21 protein-coding genes are annotated in these 18,523 nt (G+C 62.2%); 10 read left to right on the top strand and 11 right to left on the bottom strand.

The genetic code is table 11. From position 1 onward, the window contains the following. Position 1: 1 nt before the first annotated feature. The gene (locus J1G37_RS05460; protein ID WP_124526775.1) at positions 2 to 1,429 is read right to left on the bottom strand and encodes a coniferyl aldehyde dehydrogenase; all 1,428 of its coding nucleotides are present in this window, start codon (positions 1,427 to 1,429) and stop codon (positions 2 to 4) included. Positions 1,430 to 1,576: 147 nt separating this feature from the next. On the opposite strand from J1G37_RS05460, the gene J1G37_RS05465 reads away from it, so the two are divergent. Continuing rightward, positions 1,577 to 2,248, top strand: a complete 672-nt coding sequence (locus tag J1G37_RS05465; RefSeq protein WP_017734772.1) for a TetR/AcrR family transcriptional regulator — start codon at positions 1,577 to 1,579, stop codon at positions 2,246 to 2,248. Between the two features lie 33 nt (positions 2,249 to 2,281). Next, a complete protein-coding gene (locus J1G37_RS05470) occupies positions 2,282 to 3,136 on the top strand; it encodes a sulfurtransferase (RefSeq protein WP_207040455.1) in 855 nt (284 codons plus the stop codon). A 102-nt stretch (positions 3,137 to 3,238) separates the two neighbouring features. On the opposite strand, the gene J1G37_RS05475 is transcribed toward J1G37_RS05470, so the two are convergent. From J1G37_RS05475 to J1G37_RS05490, 4 genes are read right to left on the bottom strand one after another with little or no spacing between them, the layout of a single operon-like run. Continuing rightward, entirely contained in the window at positions 3,239 to 4,234 is a 996-nt protein-coding gene (locus tag J1G37_RS05475; RefSeq protein ID WP_207040456.1) for a hydrolase, read from the bottom strand. 14 nt (positions 4,235 to 4,248) lie between these two features. Beyond that, the gene (gene rsmD / locus J1G37_RS05480) at positions 4,249 to 4,857 is read right to left on the bottom strand and encodes a 16S rRNA (guanine(966)-N(2))-methyltransferase RsmD (protein ID WP_207040457.1); all 609 of its coding nucleotides are present in this window, start codon (positions 4,855 to 4,857) and stop codon (positions 4,249 to 4,251) included. After that, positions 4,857 to 6,347 (bottom strand): pitrilysin family protein, encoded by a 1,491-nt coding sequence (locus tag J1G37_RS05485; protein ID WP_207040458.1) that lies wholly within the window; start codon positions 6,345 to 6,347, stop codon positions 4,857 to 4,859. Before J1G37_RS05485 ends, rsmD begins: the two co-directional genes overlap by 1 nt. Further along, positions 6,340 to 7,695, bottom strand: a complete 1,356-nt coding sequence (locus J1G37_RS05490; protein ID WP_207040459.1) for a pitrilysin family protein — start codon at positions 7,693 to 7,695, stop codon at positions 6,340 to 6,342. The genes J1G37_RS05485 and J1G37_RS05490 overlap by 8 nt, the downstream gene beginning before the upstream one ends. A 232-nt stretch (positions 7,696 to 7,927) precedes the next feature. Between J1G37_RS05490 and ftsY the strand changes: the two genes are divergently transcribed. From ftsY to rpoH, 4 genes are all read left to right on the top strand, one after another. Beyond that, the gene (gene ftsY / locus J1G37_RS05495) at positions 7,928 to 9,301 is read left to right on the top strand and encodes a signal recognition particle-docking protein FtsY (protein WP_207040460.1); all 1,374 of its coding nucleotides are present in this window, start codon (positions 7,928 to 7,930) and stop codon (positions 9,299 to 9,301) included. After that, positions 9,298 to 9,969 carry a cell division ATP-binding protein FtsE gene (gene ftsE / locus J1G37_RS05500; RefSeq protein WP_017737950.1) on the top strand — a complete coding sequence of 224 codons (672 nt, stop codon included), beginning with the start codon at positions 9,298 to 9,300 and terminating at the stop codon, positions 9,967 to 9,969. The genes ftsY and ftsE overlap by 4 nt, the downstream gene beginning before the upstream one ends. Beyond that, a complete protein-coding gene (gene ftsX / locus J1G37_RS05505) occupies positions 9,966 to 10,991 on the top strand; it encodes a permease-like cell division protein FtsX (RefSeq protein WP_207040461.1) in 1,026 nt (341 codons plus the stop codon). Before ftsE ends, ftsX begins: the two co-directional genes overlap by 4 nt. Before the next feature lie 126 nt (positions 10,992 to 11,117). After that, complete coding sequence (rpoH, locus tag J1G37_RS05510) at positions 11,118 to 11,972, top strand: RNA polymerase sigma factor RpoH (RefSeq protein ID WP_016972967.1); 855 nt, start codon at positions 11,118 to 11,120, stop codon at positions 11,970 to 11,972. Positions 11,973 to 12,157: 185 nt separating this feature from the next. On the opposite strand, the gene mtgA is transcribed toward rpoH, so the two are convergent. Then, complete coding sequence (gene mtgA, locus J1G37_RS05515) at positions 12,158 to 12,880, bottom strand: monofunctional biosynthetic peptidoglycan transglycosylase (RefSeq protein ID WP_207040462.1); 723 nt, start codon at positions 12,878 to 12,880, stop codon at positions 12,158 to 12,160. 70 nt (positions 12,881 to 12,950) lie between these two features. Between mtgA and J1G37_RS05520 the strand changes: the two genes are divergently transcribed. From J1G37_RS05520 to trmB, 4 genes are all read left to right on the top strand, one after another. Further along, on the top strand, positions 12,951 to 13,328 hold the full coding sequence (locus J1G37_RS05520; RefSeq protein ID WP_207040463.1) for a DUF423 domain-containing protein: 378 nt from the start codon (positions 12,951 to 12,953) through the stop codon (positions 13,326 to 13,328). A 71-nt stretch (positions 13,329 to 13,399) separates the two neighbouring features. Next, entirely contained in the window at positions 13,400 to 13,600 is a 201-nt protein-coding gene (thiS, locus tag J1G37_RS05525) for a sulfur carrier protein ThiS (protein ID WP_026136943.1), read from the top strand. A gap of 52 nt (positions 13,601 to 13,652) precedes the next feature. Then, complete coding sequence (locus J1G37_RS05530; RefSeq protein ID WP_003234615.1) at positions 13,653 to 14,447, top strand: thiazole synthase; 795 nt, start codon at positions 13,653 to 13,655, stop codon at positions 14,445 to 14,447. An 8-nt stretch (positions 14,448 to 14,455) separates the two neighbouring features. Beyond that, positions 14,456 to 15,181 carry a tRNA (guanosine(46)-N7)-methyltransferase TrmB gene (trmB, locus tag J1G37_RS05535; protein ID WP_017737956.1) on the top strand — a complete coding sequence of 242 codons (726 nt, stop codon included), beginning with the start codon at positions 14,456 to 14,458 and terminating at the stop codon, positions 15,179 to 15,181. A gap of 128 nt (positions 15,182 to 15,309) precedes the next feature. Here trmB and J1G37_RS05540 read toward each other — a convergent pair whose 3' ends face one another. From J1G37_RS05540 to metW, 5 genes are read right to left on the bottom strand one after another with little or no spacing between them, the layout of a single operon-like run. After that, complete coding sequence (locus J1G37_RS05540) at positions 15,310 to 15,633, bottom strand: DUF3392 domain-containing protein (protein ID WP_010207241.1); 324 nt, start codon at positions 15,631 to 15,633, stop codon at positions 15,310 to 15,312. 18 nt (positions 15,634 to 15,651) lie between these two features. Then, positions 15,652 to 16,854 carry a radical SAM family heme chaperone HemW gene (gene hemW / locus J1G37_RS05545; protein WP_242551427.1) on the bottom strand — a complete coding sequence of 401 codons (1,203 nt, stop codon included), beginning with the start codon at positions 16,852 to 16,854 and terminating at the stop codon, positions 15,652 to 15,654. Then, positions 16,851 to 17,447, bottom strand: a complete 597-nt coding sequence (rdgB, locus tag J1G37_RS05550) for an RdgB/HAM1 family non-canonical purine NTP pyrophosphatase (protein ID WP_207040464.1) — start codon at positions 17,445 to 17,447, stop codon at positions 16,851 to 16,853. The genes hemW and rdgB overlap by 4 nt, the downstream gene beginning before the upstream one ends. Next, positions 17,444 to 17,878, bottom strand: a complete 435-nt coding sequence (locus tag J1G37_RS05555; RefSeq protein WP_207040465.1) for a DUF4426 domain-containing protein — start codon at positions 17,876 to 17,878, stop codon at positions 17,444 to 17,446. Before J1G37_RS05555 ends, rdgB begins: the two co-directional genes overlap by 4 nt. Before the next feature lie 21 nt (positions 17,879 to 17,899). After that, positions 17,900 to 18,520, bottom strand: coding sequence for a methionine biosynthesis protein MetW (gene metW / locus J1G37_RS05560; RefSeq protein ID WP_207040466.1), 621 nt, complete (start codon positions 18,518 to 18,520; stop codon positions 17,900 to 17,902). Positions 18,521 to 18,523 lie beyond the last annotated feature (3 nt).

Genomic DNA, 18,523 nt, shown 5'->3' on the forward strand with positions numbered 1-18,523 from the left:
ATCAGCGGATAAACAGCTTCTGGATCAACGTCTGGATCGCCTTGCCATAAGGCGGGTAGATCAACTTCGCGGCGTTCAGGCGCTGTTTCACCAGCACACCCTTGGCTTTGCTGAACGTGAGGAAACCTTCGTGGCCGTGGTAGTGGCCCATGCCCGAGGGGCCGATGCCGCCAAACGGCATGTCGTCCTGGGCTACGTGCAGCAGGGTGTCGTTCAGGCACACACCGCCGGAATGGGTCTCGTGGAGTACGCGGTTCTGTTCGCCCTTGTTGTAGCCGAAGTAATACAGGGCCAGCGGGCGAGGGCGCTGGTTGATGTAGGCAAACGCCTGGTCAAGGCCGCGATACGGCACGATCGGCAGCAGCGGGCCGAAGATTTCGTCCTGCATCACCGTCATGTCATCGCTGACATTCAGCAGCAGGCTGTGGGCCATGCGCCGTGCCTGGCCCTGATCAAACAGCGGGATCAGGGTGGCGCCTTTGTCTGTGGCGTCCTTGGCGTAGGCATTGAGCCGCGCCAATTGCCGTTCGTTGATGATGGCGGTGTAGTCCGGGTTGTCGGCCAGGGTCGGGTAAAACCCGCGAATCGCTTGGGTGTAGGCCTCGACGAAGCCTTCCACGCGATCTTCTGGCACCAGCACGTAGTCCGGCGCCACGCAGGTTTGCCCGGCGTTCAAGGCCTTGCCGAAGGCGATGCGTTCGGCGGCGTCCTTGAGCGGCACATCGGCGGAGACAATGGCCGGCGACTTGCCGCCCAGTTCCAGGGTGACCGGCGTGAGGTGTTCGGCGGCCGCGCGCATCACATGCTTGCCGATGCTGGTGGCGCCGGTGAACAGCAGGTGGTCGAAGCGCAGCCTGGAAAACGCGATACCCATATCGGCCTCGCCGAGCACCACGCACACCAGGTCTTCGGGGAAGATCTTCGCCAGCAATGTCTTGAGCAACTCGCCGGTGGCGGGCGTGGATTCGCTGAGCTTGAGCATCACCCGGTTGCCCGCCGCCAACGCCCCGACCAGCGGGCCAATGGCCAGGTACAGCGGGTAGTTCCACGGCACGATCACCCCGACCACGCCCAGCGGTTGGTAGATGACTTTGGCGGACGCGGGCTGGAAGGCAATGCCTACAGCGCGGCGCGAAGGTTTCATCCAGCCTTTGAGGTGTTTGCTGGCGTAATGAATGCCATGCAGGCTGGGCATCAGTTCGGCGAACAGGGTTTCGTCGGCACTGCGGTGGCTGAAGTCCTGGCTGATGGCGTTGATCAACGCCTGGCGTTCGTCGCTGAGCAGATCACGCAGGGCCTTGAGCCATTGCTGGCGTTGGCCGGCTGGCGGCATCGGGTTGGCCGCGTAGGCGCGTTGTTGGGCGTCGAACAGGTCCTGGAGGTGTTCCAGCGCCTGGGAATCTTGCAGGTAGGCAACGTTGGCAGACATGGCGCAGTTCCCGGTTGTTATTGGTCTGCCTGGATTTTTAGAGTCATTGCTCTAAATTGTCAAATAACATTGCAGCAACATGCAGTTTTATCCGGGCCGGGATAGGCCGTAAGATGCCCCATCACGTGTATAGAAGCTGATTCCCCTATGGCACCACGAGTAAAGACCAGCGAGCGCATTGTGCAAACCAGCCTGGAGCTTTTTAACCAGCAGGGCGAGCGCAGTATCAGCACCAACCATATTGCTGCCCATATGGAAATTTCCCCGGGCAACCTGTACTACCACTTCCCCAACAAGCAGGCGATCATCGCCGTGCTGTTTCGCGAATACGAAGCCCTGGTGGACAGTTTCCTGCGCCCACCCGAGGGGCGCGCCGCCACCGTCCAGGACAAGCGCTTCTACTTGCAGGCCTTGCTGGCGGGCATGTGGCGCTATCGTTTCCTGCACCGCGACCTTGAACACCTGCTGGAAAGCGACCCGGAACTGGCCACCGGCTACCGGCGTTTTTCCCAGCGCTGCCTGATCCAGGGCAATGCGATCTACCGGGGGTTTGTCGACGCCGGCATCCTCAATATGGACCCGATCCAGACCGAAGCCCTGACCCTTAACGCGTGGATCATTCTCACGTCGTGGGTGCGCTTCCTGTGCACCACCAATGAAAACTCCGCCCACCTGAGCGCCGAGGCGATCAAGCGCGGGGTGTATCAGGTGCTGGTGTTGGAGGCCGGGTTTGTCACGCCCGAGGCCAAGGACGCGGTCGACGCGTTGTTCAAAGAGTTTTACGTGCCGTTGAATCAGGCACTGGAAGAAGTGAAGTAGGACCTTTCCCGAATTTGTCCACAGGAGTCCGTCATGCCGCTTGCCCAACTGATCCGACCCCAGCAACTGGCCGAGCGCCAGCAGTCGCCCGGGCTGGTGATCCTCGATTGCCGATTTGCCCTTGAAGACCCGGATTACGGGCGTTGCAGCTATGCCGAAGGGCATATCGAGGGTGCGCAATACGCCGACCTGGAGCGCCATCTCAGTGGCCCGGTGACCAAGGGTGTGACCGGTCGTCACCCGTTGCCAGTCGCGGAGACGCTGGCGCAGCAACTGCGGGCGTGGGGCATTCATGCCGACACCGACGTGGCGCTGTATGACGACGGCCCCGGCGCGTTTGCCGCCCGGGCGTGGTGGTTGCTGGCGTGGTTGGGCAAGCGTGACGGTGTGTTTATCCTCGATGGCGGCCTCAAGGCCTGGCACTCGGCGGGTTTGCCGTTGAGCCTAGATGCGCCAGTGATCGAGCCAGGGACTTTCGCCGGCACGCCGGATAACCACTTGTTGCTGGACGCTGAGCACCTGCAAAAGCGCCTGGGCCAGCCGGGCCTGACTTTGCTCGATGCCCGCGCCCAGCCGCGTTTTCGCGGTGAGGTGGAGCCGATCGACCCGGTCGCCGGGCATATTCCGGGGGCGCAGTGTGCGGCGTTCAGTGAAAACCTGGGCAGTGATGGGCGCTTCTTGCCGGTTGAGCAGCTTAAGCAGCGTTTTGCGGATCAGTTGAACGGCCGTTCACCGGATGAGTTGGTGGCGTATTGCGGTTCGGGGGTGACGGCGTGTCATAACCTGTTCGCCTTGAGCCTGGCGGGGTACCCGTTGGGTAAGTTGTATGCGGGGTCTTGGAGTGAGTGGATTACTGATCCCCAGCGGGCGATTGCCACTGGTGACTGAGTTTTTCGACCTGCAAACACGGTCGAAATGTGGGAGCTGGCTTGCCTGCGATAGCTTTGTGACTGACACACCGCTATCGCAGGCAAGCCAGCTCCCACATTTTTAACCGTGTTGTGCCAGTAGCCATTGGGGGATGCGGCGTTCGAGGTAGTAGCTTGGACGCTTGAGCGAGCCGTCGACAAATCCGACATGCCCGCCTTTGGCCGTCAATTCAAACTCCGTGCAATCCGACAACTCACCGGCCTCCGGCAAGCTATGGGCAAACACAAACGGATCATCCGCCGCATGAATGATCAGCGTCGGCGTTCGAATCTCACCCAGGTAATAGCGACTCGACGCGCGGCGATAGTAATCCTCGGCACTGAGGAACCCATGCAACGGCGCGGTCACCCGCCCATCGAAATCCCAGAATGTGCGCATCTTCTCCAGTGAACCCAAGGCCTCCAGGGTTTTCAGCCCGTCCGCGCGGCCGTCCTGCAAGAACCGGCGCTGCTTGACGCGGATGTACGCGAGCATTTCACGCATGAAGTGCTTCTGATAGACCCGCGAAAAGCCCAGGCCGATACGATCCGCGCATTGATCCAGGCGAAACGGCACCGACACCGCCGCCGCACCCTGCAAGCCCGATGCCCCGCCGGTTTCACCCAGGTGCTTGAGCAGCACATTGCCCCCCAGCGAATAACCCACCGCATACAGCGGCGCCAACGGTCGTTTGGCGCGCAGATGGGCAATCGCCGCTGCCAGGTCTTCGCTGGCGCCGGAGTGATAGCTGCGCGCCAACAGATTCGGCTCCCCCGAACAGCCACGCCAGTTCAGCGCTGCGCTGGCCCAACCTTGGCCGGCGAGGGCTTTTTGCAGGCCGGCCACGTAGGGCGAGTTGGATGAACCGGTCAGCCCGTGCAACACCAGCACCAACGGCGCTTGCGCGTCGTGGGGGCCATGCCAGTCGAGGTCGAGGAAGTCACCGTCGTCCAGCCACAGGCGTTCGCGTTGGCGTTCGATGTGGGTGGTGGGGCGCCACAGCGGCCCCCACAGCGTTTGCAGGTGGGGGTTGCCGAGGCCGAAGGCGGGTTTGAATGTTTCAGCACAAGGCTTCATGAAGCTCTCTACGGTCACTCGACCAAACGGTGCCACAACGCGTAATACACCCGACCGGACTTCTGTTCCCGGTGCAGGCGCCAGGCACCCGGCAGGCCGAGGGTGGAAGGCGCGGTCTCGCTTTCAGTGTAGATCCACGCATCCGGCGCCAGCCATTGGCGTTCTTCCAGCAGCGCACACACGGTCGGCAGCAGGTTCTGGTTGAACGGCGGGTCGAGGAACACCACGTCGTACTCGCTGGCCGGCTGGGTTTCCAGGTAGCGCAGGGCATCGGCGGTTTGCACCTGGCCGTTGGTGCAGCGCAGGGTGCCCAAGTGTTCCTTGAGGCTGGACACCGCGACGTTGCTTGCATCCAGCGCCTGGGCCTGGGCCGCGCCACGGGACAGCGCCTCCAGGAACAGCGCGCCGCTGCCCGCGAACGGGTCCAGCACCTTGGCGCCGCCGATGTACGGCGCGAGCCAGTTGAACAGGGTTTCACGCACGCGGTCGGGCGTGGGGCGCAGGCCCACGACGTCGGGGAAGCTCAGCTTGCGGCTGCCCCATTCACCGCCAATGATGCGCAGTTGGCCCACACCGTTATGCACGTTGTGGACGGGTTTTTTCGGGCGAGATGAACTGGCCATTAATGCTCCGGGACCCCGAGCGGCTGCTCGGCGGGTTTATCAGTAGGGGGCGGTAGTGGCTTTTGCGCAGTGGTCGGGCCGGCGGTCACGATGACCATCTTGTCGGCGCTCAAGTGTTTGTTCATTGCAGCCTTGACCTGCTCTACGGTCAGGGCCTGGGATTGTTTCATGAAATCTTCCAGATAGCTCAGCGGCAGGTTGTAGAAACCCATCGCGCCCAGCTGCCCGACGATATCGGCGTTGCTCGCGGTAGACAGCGGGAAGCTGCCGGCCAGCTCGCGCTTGGCATCATCCAGTTCCTTTTGGGTTGGGCCGGTCTTCAAGTAGTCCGCCACTACATCCTCAACCAGGCGCAGGGTGCCGCCGCTCATTTCGGCGCGGGTCTGCAGGTTGATCATGAACGGGCCGCGCACCTGCATCGGTGAGAAACCGGAGTAGACGCCGTAGGTCAGGCCGCGCTTCTCGCGCACTTCACTCATCAAGCGCGTGCCGAAGCCACCGCCGCCGAGGATCTGGTTGCCCAGGGACAAGGCCGCGTAGTCCGGGTCGGCGCGGTCGATGCCGAGTTGGGCGAACAGCAAGTGCGTCTGCTTGGACGGAAACTCGATATGGCTCAGGCCGGCTTTAGGCTCGGTGGGCTGGGCGATTTTTGCCATTGCCGGGCCTTTGGGCAGCGATGCCGACACCTTGGCCGTCATGGCTTCGGCTTCGGCGCGGGTCAGGTCGCCGACCACCGCAATCACCGCATTGCCAGCGGCATAGGCCTTGGCGTGGAAGCCCTGCAACTGCGCGAGGCTGATCTTCGGCACGCTTTCCGGTGTGCCTTCGCTTGGGTGCGCGTAAGGGTGGTCACCGTACAGGCGCTTGAACAGCTCCAGGCTGGCCAGCTTGGCCGGGTTCTGCTTCTGGTATTCGAAGCCGGCGAGGATCTGGTTCTTGATACGTGCCAGGGAGTCGGCCGGGAAGGTCGGCTTGCCGATCACGTCGTCAAACAGCGACAGGGCCGCGTCGCGCTTGTCGCCGGCGCTCAGGCTGCGCAGGGACACCAGCGCCATGTCGCGGTAGGCGCCATTGCCAAAGTCGGCGCCCAGGCCTTCGAAGTCGCGGGCGATCTGGCTCACATCCTTGCCCGGCACGCCTTCGTTGAGCATGGCGTTGGTCATCAGCGCCAGGCCCGGCACGGCGCCGTCCTGGCTGCTGCCGGCGGCGAACAGGATGCGCAGGTCGAACATCGGCAGTTCATGGGCTTCGACGAACAGCACCTTGGCGCCTTCGGCGGTGGTCCAGGTTTGCACGTCGAGCTTGCGGTTGGTTGGCGCCTTGCCATCCAGTTCCGCCAAGGATTGCAGGGTGCTGGCCGATTGGGCCTTTTCCAGCGCCGGGCTGGCGATGGATTCGCTCGGGCGCAGGAAATACACGGCGCCGGCGGCGAGCAGGGTGACGGCGATCAGGCCGGGGAAGATCAGGCGGCTGCTTTTGCGATCACTCATGAGCGGTCTCCTCAGGCAGGACATGGGCGACGCTGAGGCGTTCGCGGGTGAAGTAGGTGCGCGCGGCTTTCTGGATATCTTCCGGGGTCACGCTTTGCAGGTCGGCAAGCTCCGTGTCCATCAGCTTCCAGGACAGGCCGACGGTTTCCAGCGAGCCGATGGCCGTGGCCTGGCTGGTGATGGAATCACGCTGGTAGACCAGGCCGGCGATGACCTGGGCGCGGATACGTTCCAGCTCGGCGGCGGTGGGTGGCTTGGCCTTGAGTTCATCCAGCAGGCGCCACAGGCCGGCTTCGGCTTGGGCGATGGTCTTTTTCTTCTGCTGGTTCGGCGTGGCCGAGAGGGTGAACAAGGTGTCGCCACGGGTGTAGGCGTCGTAGTTGGTAGAGGCGGCAGAAACCAGCTCTTCACCGCGCTCCAACTGCTCGGAGATACGTGCGCTGTAGCCGCCATCCAGCAGGGCGGAGATCAGGCGCAGGGCCTGCACCGAACGTTTGTCTTCGGCGGTGACCAGGCCGGGCACGTTGAAACCGAGGATCACGCTGGGCAGTTGGGTCTGCACTTTCATGGTCAGCAGGCGTTCGCCGGGCTCGGCCAGCTCCATCGGCACCTTGGCCGGCGGCACGTCACGCTTGGGGATCGGGCCGAAGTAGCGCTGGGCCAGGGTCTTCACCTCGTCCGGGGTGACGTCGCCGACCACCACCAGGGTGGCGTTGTTCGGCACGTACCAGGCTTGGTACCAGTGGCGCAGCTCTTCGACCTTCATGCGCTCCAGGTCAGCCATCCAGCCGATGGTCGGCGTGTGGTAGCCGCTGGCGGGGAAGGCCATGGCCTTGAAGCGCTCGAAGGCCTTGGACATCGGGTTGTCGTCGGTGCGCAGGCGGCGTTCTTCTTTGATGACCTCGATCTCGCGGCTGAACTCGTCAGCCGGCAAGCGCAGGCTGGCCATGCGGTCGGCTTCGAGTTCGAAGGCGACGCCCAGGCGATCACGGGCCAGCACTTGGTAATAAGCGGTGTAGTCGTCGCTGGTAAAGGCGTTCTCTTCGGCGCCGAGGTCGCGCAGGATCAACGAGGCTTCGCCGGGGCCGACCTTGGCGCTGCCCTTGAACATCATGTGCTCCAGGGCGTGGGACAAACCGGTCTGGCCCGGGGTTTCGTAGCTTGAACCGACCTTGTACCAGACCTGCGAAACCACCACTGGCGCGCGATGGTCTTCGCGTACGACGACCTTGAGGCCGTTATCCAGGGTGAATTCATGGGTGGGTTGTGGATCGGCAGCCAAGGCTGAAAGAGGCAGACAAACTGTGCTGAACAGCAGGCCTGCGGCGCGGCGGGCTAGAGCATTCATTCGTTTTTAAACCTGTTGGGCTGCCCGCTTGGTCTTAGCGTCGGCGGGCGAGGAGGTGCTAGGATACTGGTCGGATTTACGGACGGCCACTGCGGCAGTCCTGTTAAGGCCCGATTTAGGCCTTACAAGATGTTGCGCATGAACGAGCTGGCTAAAAAACAGTCTGTTACGCATCGAATTTTATTTACCGACGCGCCTACTGGCGCGTCGCTACCTTGAGATAGCCGTCTCCATGTTTGGTTCCAACGACGACAAGAAGACCCCAGCTGCGGCTGGCGAGAAGAAAGGCCTGTTCGGATGGCTGCGCAAAAAGCCGCAGGAAACCGTCGACGAACAGCCACAGGTTCAGCCTGAGCCGATCCCAGAGCCAATAGTAGAAGCCGAACCGGTTGCCGAAACCCCGGCCCCCGTGGTGTTGCCGATGGCCGAGCCAGTGTTGCAGCCGGTGGTCGAGGCTGTGCCGGAGCCAGAGCCAGAGCCAGAGCACAAGCCATGGCCCGAGCTGCCAGTGGCCGAAGAGCCCGTGGCGCTGGTTGAAGATGTACAAGCTGAACACATCGCACCACCGATCCCTGCCGTGGTTGAACCGGTGGCCGTGGTGGTTGAAGCCGCGCCAGTCGTCGAAACAGCCGTTCCTGCTGTGGTCGAGCCAGAACCCGTTGCCGTAGAAACCAGCAAGACCGGGTTCTTCGCCCGCCTCAAGCAAGGCCTGAGCAAGACCAGCGCCAGCATCGGCGAAGGCATGGCCAGCCTGTTCCTCGGCAAAAAGGTCATTGATGACGAGCTGCTGGAAGACATCGAAACCCGTCTGCTCACTGCCGACGTGGGCGTCGAAGCCACTGCCGTGATCATCCAGAGCCTGACGCAAAAGGTCGCGCGCAAGCAGCTGACCGACGCCGACGCCCTGTACAAATCCCTGCAAGCCGAGCTGGCCGCCATGCTCAAGCCGGTGGAAGCACCGCTGGTGATCACCCCGAACAAGCCGTTCGTGATCCTGGTCGTTGGCGTCAACGGCGCCGGCAAGACCACCACCATCGGCAAGCTGGCCAAGAAGCTGCAACTGGAAGGCAAGAAAGTCATGCTGGCGGCGGGCGACACCTTCCGCGCCGCAGCGGTGGAACAGCTGCAAGTGTGGGGCGAGCGCAACAAGATCCCGGTGATCGCCCAGCACACTGGCGCCGATTCCGCTTCGGTGATCTTCGATGCCGTGCAAGCCGCCAAGGCGCGCAACATTGATGTGCTGATCGCCGATACCGCCGGTCGCCTGCACACCAAAGACAACCTGATGGAAGAACTGAAGAAAGTCCGCCGCGTGATCGGCAAGCTCGACGCAGACGCTCCGCACGAAGTGTTGCTGGTGCTCGACGCCGGCACCGGGCAGAACGCCATCAGCCAGGCCAAACAATTCAACCAGACGGTGCAACTGACCGGCCTGGCATTGACTAAGCTCGACGGCACGGCCAAGGGCGGCGTGATCTTCGCCCTGGCCAAGCAGTTCGGCCTGCCGATTCGTTATATCGGCGTCGGTGAAGGTATCGACGACTTGCGTACCTTTGAAGCCGAACCCTTTGTCCAGGCACTTTTCGCCGAGCGGGAGCGTCCATGATTCGATTCGAACAGGTCGGTAAACGCTATGCCAACGGGCATGTGGGCTTGCATGAGCTGAGCTTTCGAGTGCGTCGCGGCGAATTCTTATTTGTTACCGGCCATTCCGGCGCCGGTAAAAGCACCTTGTTGCGCCTGCTGCTGGCCATGGAACGCCCGACCACTGGCAAACTGCTGCTGGCCGGCCAGGACCTGGCCACCATCAGCAATGCGCAGATTCCGTACCTGCGCCGCCAGATCGGCGTGGTGTTCCAGAACCACCAGCTGCTGTTCGATCGCACGGTGTTCAACAACATTGCCCTGCCGTTGCAGATCCTCGGGCTGTCCAAGGCCGAGATCGTCAAGCGCGTGGATTCGGCCCTGGAGCGCGTGGCGCTGTCGGACAAGACCGACCTCTACCCCGGCGACCTGTCCACCGGCCAGCAACAGCGCGTCGGCATTGCCCGCGCCATCGTCCACCGCCCGGCCTTGCTGCTGGCGGACGAACCCACCGGTAACCTCGACCCGCGTTTGGCGGCAGAAATCATGGGCGTGTTCGAAGACATCAACCGTCTGGGCACCAGCGTGTTGATCGCCAGTCACGACCTGGCACTGATTGCCCGCATGCGCCACCGCATGCTGACCCTGCAACGCGGCCGCCTGATCGGTGACGGGGAGGCTGGCGTATGAGTGCTACCCGCAGCCCTAAAGTCTCCGAGCGCGTGGCGCCGAAACCGGCCGACCCGCAACCGCAGAAAAAGAAAAAACACGACGAAGACGACGGCCCGGATTTCGCCACGTTGCTGCGCGCCTGGATCGAAAGCCACCGCGCCAGCCTGCTGGACAGCCTGCGTCGCCTGGGCAAGCAGCCGATCGGCAGCTTTTTCACCTGCCTGGTGATGGCCGTGGCCCTGAGCCTGCCGATGGGCTTGTCGCTGCTGCTCAATAATGTGGAGCGCCTCGGTGGTTCCTGGCAGCGTGCGGCGCAGATTTCGCTGTACCTCAACATCGACGCCAGCACCAAGGAAGGCGAAGGCCTGCGTGACGACATCAAGAACCTGCCGGGCGTAGCGGATGCCGAGTACATCAGCCGCGACCAGGCCCTTGAGGAGTTCCAGCAACAATCCGGCCTGGGCGAGGCACTCAAGGAGCTGCCGCAGAACCCGCTGCCGGGCGTGGTGCTGGTGACGCCGAATGAAGTCGACAAGCCGGCATTGGAAGCCCTGCGACAAAAACTCGCAGAGATGCCCAAGGTGCAACAGGCGCAACTTGATCTAGTCTGGGTGGAGCGCCTGGCGGCGATCCTCAAGCTGGGCGACCGCTTTGTGTTCGGCCTGACGGTGCTCTTGGTGTCTGCATTACTTTTGGTGATAGGTAATACCATTCGTCTTCATATTGAAAACCGTCGCACCGAGATAGAAGTGATTAAACTGGTCGGCGGCACGGACAGCTATGTGCGTCGGCCTTTTCTGTACATGGGCGCGCTTTATGGCTTCGGCGCTGGGATTTTGTCCTGGGGCGTGCTGGCATTTGGCTTGGACTGGCTGAACGACGCGGTTATCGGCCTGGCTGGCTTGTACGGCAGTGATTTCGCCCTGGCGGGCGTGCCGGTAGCCGATGGTCTGAGTCTCTTGCTTGGCGCGGTGCTGTTGGGGTATATCGGTGCTTGGATTGCGGTCGCTCGTCATTTACGCGAGCTGGCACCGAAGTAGTTAATGTCAGATTAATGTGGTTTCGTTTGTATTGACCGTATCAGCGGTTTAGGGAACTTGTCCTACGGTTCCCGGTCAATTTTCGCAGTGCTGAACTGCACGAGTTATGTAAGTCGGAGGTTTCGTATGACCACTTCTTTGCAACCTGCTTATGCTCTGGTCCCAGGTGCAAACCTGGAGGCGTATGTGCACACGGTCAACAGCATTCCATTGCTGACGCCCGAGCAGGAGCGTGAACTGGCCGAGAGTCTCTACTATGAGCAGGATTTGGGGGCGGCTCGGCAGATGGTGCTCGCCCACCTGCGTTTTGTCGTACATATCGCCCGTAGCTATAGCGGCTACGGCCTGGCGCAGGCTGACCTGATCCAGGAAGGCAACGTTGGCCTGATGAAGGCGGTGAAACGCTTCAACCCTGAAATGGGCGTGCGTTTGGTATCGTTTGCCGTGCACTGGATCAAGGCGGAAATCCACGAGTTCATCCTGCGCAACTGGCGCATCGTGAAAGTCGCGACCACCAAGGCCCAGCGCAAACTGTTCTTCAACCTGCGCAGCCAGAAAAAACGCCTGGCGTGGCTGAACAACGAGGAAGTCCACCGCGTGGCCGAAAGCCTTGGCGTGGAGCCCCGTGAAGTGCGCGAGATGGAAAGCCGCCTGACCGGCCATGACATGGCCTTCGACCCAGCCGCCGAAGCGGATGACGACAGCGCCTTCCAATCGCCGGCCAACTACCTGGAAGACCACCGCTACGACCCGGCGCGTCAACTGGAGGATGCGGACTGGAGCGACAACTCCAACCACAACCTGCACGAAGCGCTGGAAGTGCTGGACGACCGCAGCCGCGACATCCTCTACCAGCGCTGGCTGGCAGAAGACAAAGCCACGCTGCACGACCTGGCGCAGAAGTACAACGTGTCGGCCGAGCGGATTCGTCAGCTTGAGAAGAGCGCGATGAATAAGCTGAAACTGTCGATCGCTGCCTAAAACGCTGCGAAAAGACAAAAAAATGCCCCGATCGAAAGATCGGGGCATTTTTGTTTATCTTCCAGATCGGCGCGGGCCTTGTGGGAGCTGGCTTGCCTGCGATAGCGGTCTGTCAGATACAGATGTGCTGGCTGATAGACCGCTATCGCAGGCAAGCCAGCTCCCACAGTTGGTTTTGCAGTGTGTCAGTCGGACCAGGGGGCTTTGCGGGTGTTGTTGAGTTCGAGCAGATAGCCATCACCCCCCAGCTGACTCATCTGCTGACGAATCCACGCCGCGCGCCGTGCCACATACGCCGTCGGATGGCTGGCACTCCACACCCTTGGGTTGGGCAATACCGCCGCCAGATAGCTGGCCTGTTGGCGGGACAGCACCTTGGCACTCACGCCAAAGTGGTGCCGCGCCGCCGCTTCTGCGCCAAACACGCCTTCATCCCATTCCACGCTGTTGAGGTACACCTCAAGAATCCGCTGCTTGGGCCACAGGATTTCGGTCAGCCCGGTAAACCAGGCCTCCAGGCCTTTGCGCAGATAACTGCGGCCGGCCCACAGGAACAGGTTTTTCGACACCTGCTGGCTCAGGGTGCTGGCGCCGCGAATCGAGCCGCCGCGCTCGTTGTGCAGGATTGCCGCCTGGATCGCACCGAAATCAAAGCCCCAGTGCTGCGGGAAGCGCTGGTCTTCACCGGCCATCACCGCCACTTTCAGCTCGTCGGAGATCTCATCCCACGGCACCCAAGTGCGTTGCAGGTCAATCGGTTCGCCGTCGAACCAGGATTCAATCTTGCGCTCCACCATCAGCGCCGTGAACGGCGGCGGCACGACACGCAACAGCAGCACCAGCAGGACACTGCCGATGGCAAACCATTTCACGACTTTGAGAAAACGACTGAAGAGGAGACGCAGCATAGAGATGGCTTGGCCGAACCCGTTGAGCGGGCCATTATACAGACCCTGCCCCTTGTGACTGGAGTTCCTCATGCTGCGTGGCTTTCTGATGTTGGCTGCCTTTTTCGGCTTCACCGGTGTCGCCCTGGGCGCCTTCGCCGCCCATGGCCTGAAAAACCGCCTGAGCGCCGAGTACCTGGCGATCTTCCACACCGGCGTCACCTACCAACTGGTGCACACCCTGGCCCTGTTCGGTGTGGCCCTGCTGGCGGCGCACTTGCCGGGCCGCCTGGTCACCTGGGCGGGCGTCTCGTTTGTGGTCGGTATCCTGCTGTTCTCCGGCAGCCTGTATGTGCTGACCATGACCGGCATCAGCAAGCTCGGCATCATCACCCCGTTTGGTGGCCTGGCGTTCCTGCTCGGCTGGTTCCTGCTGGGCCTGGCGGCGTTCCGCTTGCAAGCCGCCTGACCAAGGGACTTGGGTCAGCCACGTTGATCGGGCTAGAATGCTGGCCCCTAAAAACGATGGCGGCCCGCGGCATGCGCATTCAGTTGAACGGCGAACCCTTTGAACTGCCCGACGGTGAAACCGTTGCGGCCCTGCTGACCCGCCTGGACCTGACCGGGCGTCGCGTCGCAGTGGAGCTCAACCTGGATATCGTCCCGCGCAGCCTGCACGCCGAGACCGCGCTCAGCGAAGGTGACCAGATCGAAGTGGTCCACGCCATCGGCGGCGGCTAGTCGCGCAACTTCCTGAATTCTGCAGAACCTCACCCCATTCCGAGGATTTCCCATGAGCATCGTTCGTAGCGACAAGCCCTTCGTCCTGGCCGGTCGTACCTACCAGTCCCGTCTGCTGGTCGGCACCGGCAAGTACCGCGACATGGAAGAAACCCGCCTGGCCATCGAAGCCTCGGGCGCCGAGATCGTCACCTTCGCCGTGCGCCGCACCAACCTGGGCCAGATCGAAGGCGAGCCGAACCTGCTTGAAGTGCTGTCGCCGGATCGCTACACCTTCCTGCCGAACACCGCCGGCTGCTACGACGCCATCGAAGCCGTGCGCACCTGCCGCCTGGCCCGTGAGCTGCTCGACGGCCACAACCTGGTGAAGCTGGAAGTGCTGGCCGACCAGAAAACCCTGTTCCCCAACGTGATCGAAACCCTCAAGGCCGCCGAGACGCTGGTCAAGGAAGGCTTCGACGTGATGGTCTACACCAGCGACGACCCGATCATCGCCCGCCAACTGGCAGAAATCGGCTGTATCGCCGTGATGCCGCTGGCCGGTCTGATCGGCTCCGGCCTGGGGATCTGCAACCCGTACAACCTGCAGATCATCCTCGAAGAAGCCAAGATCCCGGTGCTGGTGGATGCGGGCGTGGGCACTGCCTCCGACGCAACCATCGCCATGGAGCTGGGCTGCGACGCGGTGCTGATGAACTCGGCCATCGCCCACGCCCAGCAACCGATCATGATGGCTGAAGCCATGCAACATGCGATCGTCGCAGGCCGCCTGGCCTACCTCGCCGGGCGCATGCCGAAAAAACTCTACGCCAGCGCCTCTTCGCCGCTGGATGGTCTGATCAAGTAAGAGCCATGATGACTGAATCAAACGAAACGCCGAACACCGTGGAAGAGGGCGACGAGTCCAAGCACCGCCGCATCAAGAGTTTTGTGATGCGCGCCGGTCGCATGACCGAAGGCCAGCAAAAGGGCCTGGAGCAAGGTACGCCGCTGTTCGTGTTGCCCCTGGCGGATGCGCCGGTGGATTACGACCAGGTGTTCGGCCGTTCGGCCCCGCGTTCCCTGGAAATCGGCTTCGGCATGGGCCACTCCCTGCTGGAAATGGCTGCGGCCTCGCCGGAGCAGGATTTCATCGGCGTTGAAGTGCACCGCCCGGGTGTCGGCGCGCTGCTCAATGGCGTGCTGACGCAAGGCCTGACCAACCTGCGGGTCTACGACTGCGACGCGATTGAAGTGCTCAACCGCTGCATCGCCGACAACAGCCTTGACCGCCTGATGCTGTTCTTCCCGGACCCATGGCACAAATCCCGCCACCACAAGCGCCGCATCGTCCAGGCCTCCTTCGCGGAGCTGGTGCGCAGCAAGCTGAAAGTGGGCGGCATCCTGCACATGGCCACCGACTGGGAACCGTATGCGGAATACATGCTGGAAGTGATGGATGTAGCGCCTGGCTACCGCAACCTGGCCGAAGACGGCAAATGCGTGCCACGCCCGGCCGAGCGGCCGATCACCAAGTTTGAGCGTCGCGGCGAGCGACTCGGGCATGGGGTGTGGGATTTGAAGTTTGAGAAAGTCGACTAAGTAGAACACGGTCAAAACTGTGGGAGCTGGCTTGCCTGCGATAGCATCACCCGGGTGTCACTGATACACCGAGGTGTCTGCATCGCAGGCAAGCCAGCTCCCACATTTGTTTTGCAGTGTGCTTGAGGTTAGCGGCGGTCTGCTACTACGCCGATCAACACCAGCACCACCACTAGCACCGGCGCCAAACTGTAGTTATTGAACTGGCTCAACCCCCGCACAATCCAAGGCGTGGCGTAGATCAATGCCGCACCGCTGCCAATCATGCACAGCAACGCCATCAACGGTACGCGCAACGCACCGGCCACGCTGCCCAGGCGTGCTTCGACCCAGCCCTTGATGTCGGCACCAAACAGCACCAGCAAGCAGCCCACCAGGGCCAGGGAGATTTCCGACAGGTTGCTACGGCTCCAGCGGGATACGGTGGCGAGCAGGTCGAGTACCAAATCCATTCGATTTCCTTAAGAGCGTCAGCTCAAAAACTTCTGCAACAGGTCATTGAGAAAGAGTTGCCCGCGGTCGGTCGCCGCCAGGCGTGACGGTTCGACCTGCATTAAGCCACTTTGTTCGGCATCCGCGCGGCCTTCGTCCAGGCTGGTCAGCTCAAGGCCGGTGCGCTCGGCATACAGCTTGGCTTCGACGCCTTCGGTAAGGCGCAAGGCGTTCATCAGGAACTCGAACGGCAGCTCTTCGTTGGTCAGTTCTTTCGCGCCGGCCTGGAAGTTTTTTGCCGGGTTGAGGTAGTCCTTCGGCGCGCGGGTCTTCCAGGTGCGCACGATGCGCCCGTCTGGATGGCTGAGCTTGCCGTGGGCACCGGCGCCGATGCCGATAAAGTCGCCAAAGCTCCAGTAATTCAGGTTGTGCCGCGCCGGGCGACCCGGCTGGGCGTAGGCCGACACTTCGTATTGCGCGTAACCGTGCTCGGCCAGCAGCGCCTGGCCGGCTTCCTGGATGTCCCACAACGTGTCGTCTTCCGGCAGCGCAGGCGGCTGGTTCCAGAACACGGTGTTGGGTTCCAGGGTCAGCTGATACCAGGACAAATGCGTGGGCTTGAGCGCGATGGCCTGGCGCAGGTCGCTCAAGGCGTCGTCCAGGGACTGATCGGGCAAGCCGTGCATCAGGTCCAGGTTGAAGTTATCGAACCCGGCCTGGCGCGCCATGCCCGCTGCGCGTACGGCTTCGTCGCCATTGTGGATGCGGCCCAGGGCCTCGAGCTTTTCCTGCTGGAAGCTCTGGATGCCGATGGACAGGCGGTTGATCCCCAGCTTGCGGTACGCCACGAACTTCTCTTGTTCGAAGGTGCCGGGGTTGGCTTCCAGGGTGATCTCGATGTCGCCAGCAAACGGGATGCGCGCTTCCACGCCTTTGAGCAAGCGGCCCAGGGCCGCCGCACTGAACAGGCTTGGCGTGCCGCCACCGAAGAAGATCGAACTCAGCTCGCGACCGTAAACGGCATGCAGGTCTTGATCGAGGTCGGCCAGCAAGGCGTCCACGTACTCTTCCTCCGGCAGCACTTTGCTGGCGGTGTGGGAGTTGAAGTCGCAGTAAGGGCATTTGCGCACGCACCACGGAATGTGGATGTACAGCGCCAGGGGCGGCAGCAGGGGCAGGGCCGCCCGTGGAGTTTGCGCGCCGCCGTGGATCAGCGGCTGCGCAGAGGTGTTTTGGGTCATTTCAGGCTCAGGCGTAGGCGCAGCAAATCCATTGCGCGGGCGCGGTGGCTGATCTGGTTCTTGTCGGCCGGGCTCAGTTCGGCGCTGGAGACATTGCGCTCCGGCACCCAGAACAGCGGGTCGTAGCCAAAGCCATGCTCACCGCTGGCCGCATGCAGGATGCGCCCGTGCCACAGGCCTTCGCAGAGGATCGGCAACGGGTCGTCGGCGTGGCGCACCAGGGCCAGCACGCAGACGAACTGCGCGCCGCGCTCGGCGTCCGGCACGTCCTTGAGGGCGTCCAGCAGCTTGGCGTTGTTGGCCGCGTCGCCCTTGCCATCGGCATAACGCGCCGAATAGATGCCCGGGGCGCCGCCGAGGAAGTCCACCGCCAAACCCGAGTCGTCCGCCAGTGCCGGCAGGCCGGAGATGCGTGCAGCATTTCGCGCCTTGAGGATGGCGTTCTCGACGAACGACAGGCCGGTTTCTTCCGGCTCTACCTGGCTGAACTCGCCAATCGAGCGCAATTGCACCGATTCGCCGAGCATGGCCTGCAGTTCCTTGAGTTTGCCGGCGTTATGGCTGGCCAGTACGAGTTGGGTGAGTTTCATCATTCGGCCGGGAACTGTTCTTGGTTGAATTGGAAACTATGGGCTTTGCCGCCGGTTTCAACGTTGATGGTAAACGTCTTGTATTCACGCTGGGTGACGGAGTAGGGCGCGAGGTAACTGACCCCGCTTTTCTCGGTAATCTGCTTGAAGGTCAGGACCTCGCTCTTGCCGCCCAGGTCCTTGATGGTGCCGGTCACTTGCGCCGCTACTGGCGCAACGCCCTTGATCACGGTCACGTTGATCAGGCCCTTCTCCTTGCTGCGCACCACGCCGATGTTCTGGGCGGTCTCAGGTGGCAGGAAGCTGGAAGTGAAGGTGTTGTAGTGGACGGTGATATCGCCGAAGTCTTTCTTGCGATTAGCGTCGATAGAGTCCGCTGCGATGGCGCTGGCGCCCAGGCACGCGGTCAATAGAAAAATAGCCAAGCGACTCATGATCATCCCTCTTGAAAATGATTAGACGGCAATCTTGTGGTCGGTCAGGCTGGGGCTGCTGACCCGGTAGATACCAATTTCGCCCAACAGGTTGGGCCATAGTTTACTCGCCCAGCCGTGGCGGTGCTGTTGATCGACGGCAAGGCGGTTGATCACCTTGGCTTCACGCTCGCCACACAGGGCTTCGAAGTCTTCGAAGGTGCAGAAGTGGATGTTGGGCGTGTTGTACCACGTGTACGGCAGGAAATCCGAGACCGGCATGCGGCCCTTGGTGGCCAGGTACCAGCGGCAGCGCCAGTGCCCGAAATTGGGGAAAGTGATGATGCACTGGCGGCCGACGCGCAGCATTTCGTCGAGGATGCGGTCCGGGTAGTGCACCGCTTGCAGGGCCTGGGTCATCACCACGATATCGAAGCTGTTGCTGGCAAAGTTGCCCAGGCCCTTGTCCAGGTCCTGCTCGATCACGTTGATGCCCTTGGCCACGCACTGGGCGATGTTGTCCGGGTCGTTTTCCAGGCCGTAGCCGGTGACTTGCTTGTTGTCCCGCAGCCAGCTCAGCAGTTCGCCATCGCCGCAACCCAGGTCGAGCACGCGGCTGCCGGCGGGGATCCAGTCTTGGATGATGTCCAGGTCGGCTCTCATGGC

The sequence above is a fragment of the Pseudomonas sp. Marseille-Q1929 genome (genome assembly GCF_017316265.1).
Taxonomy (GTDB): Bacteria; Pseudomonadota; Gammaproteobacteria; order Pseudomonadales; family Pseudomonadaceae; genus Aquipseudomonas.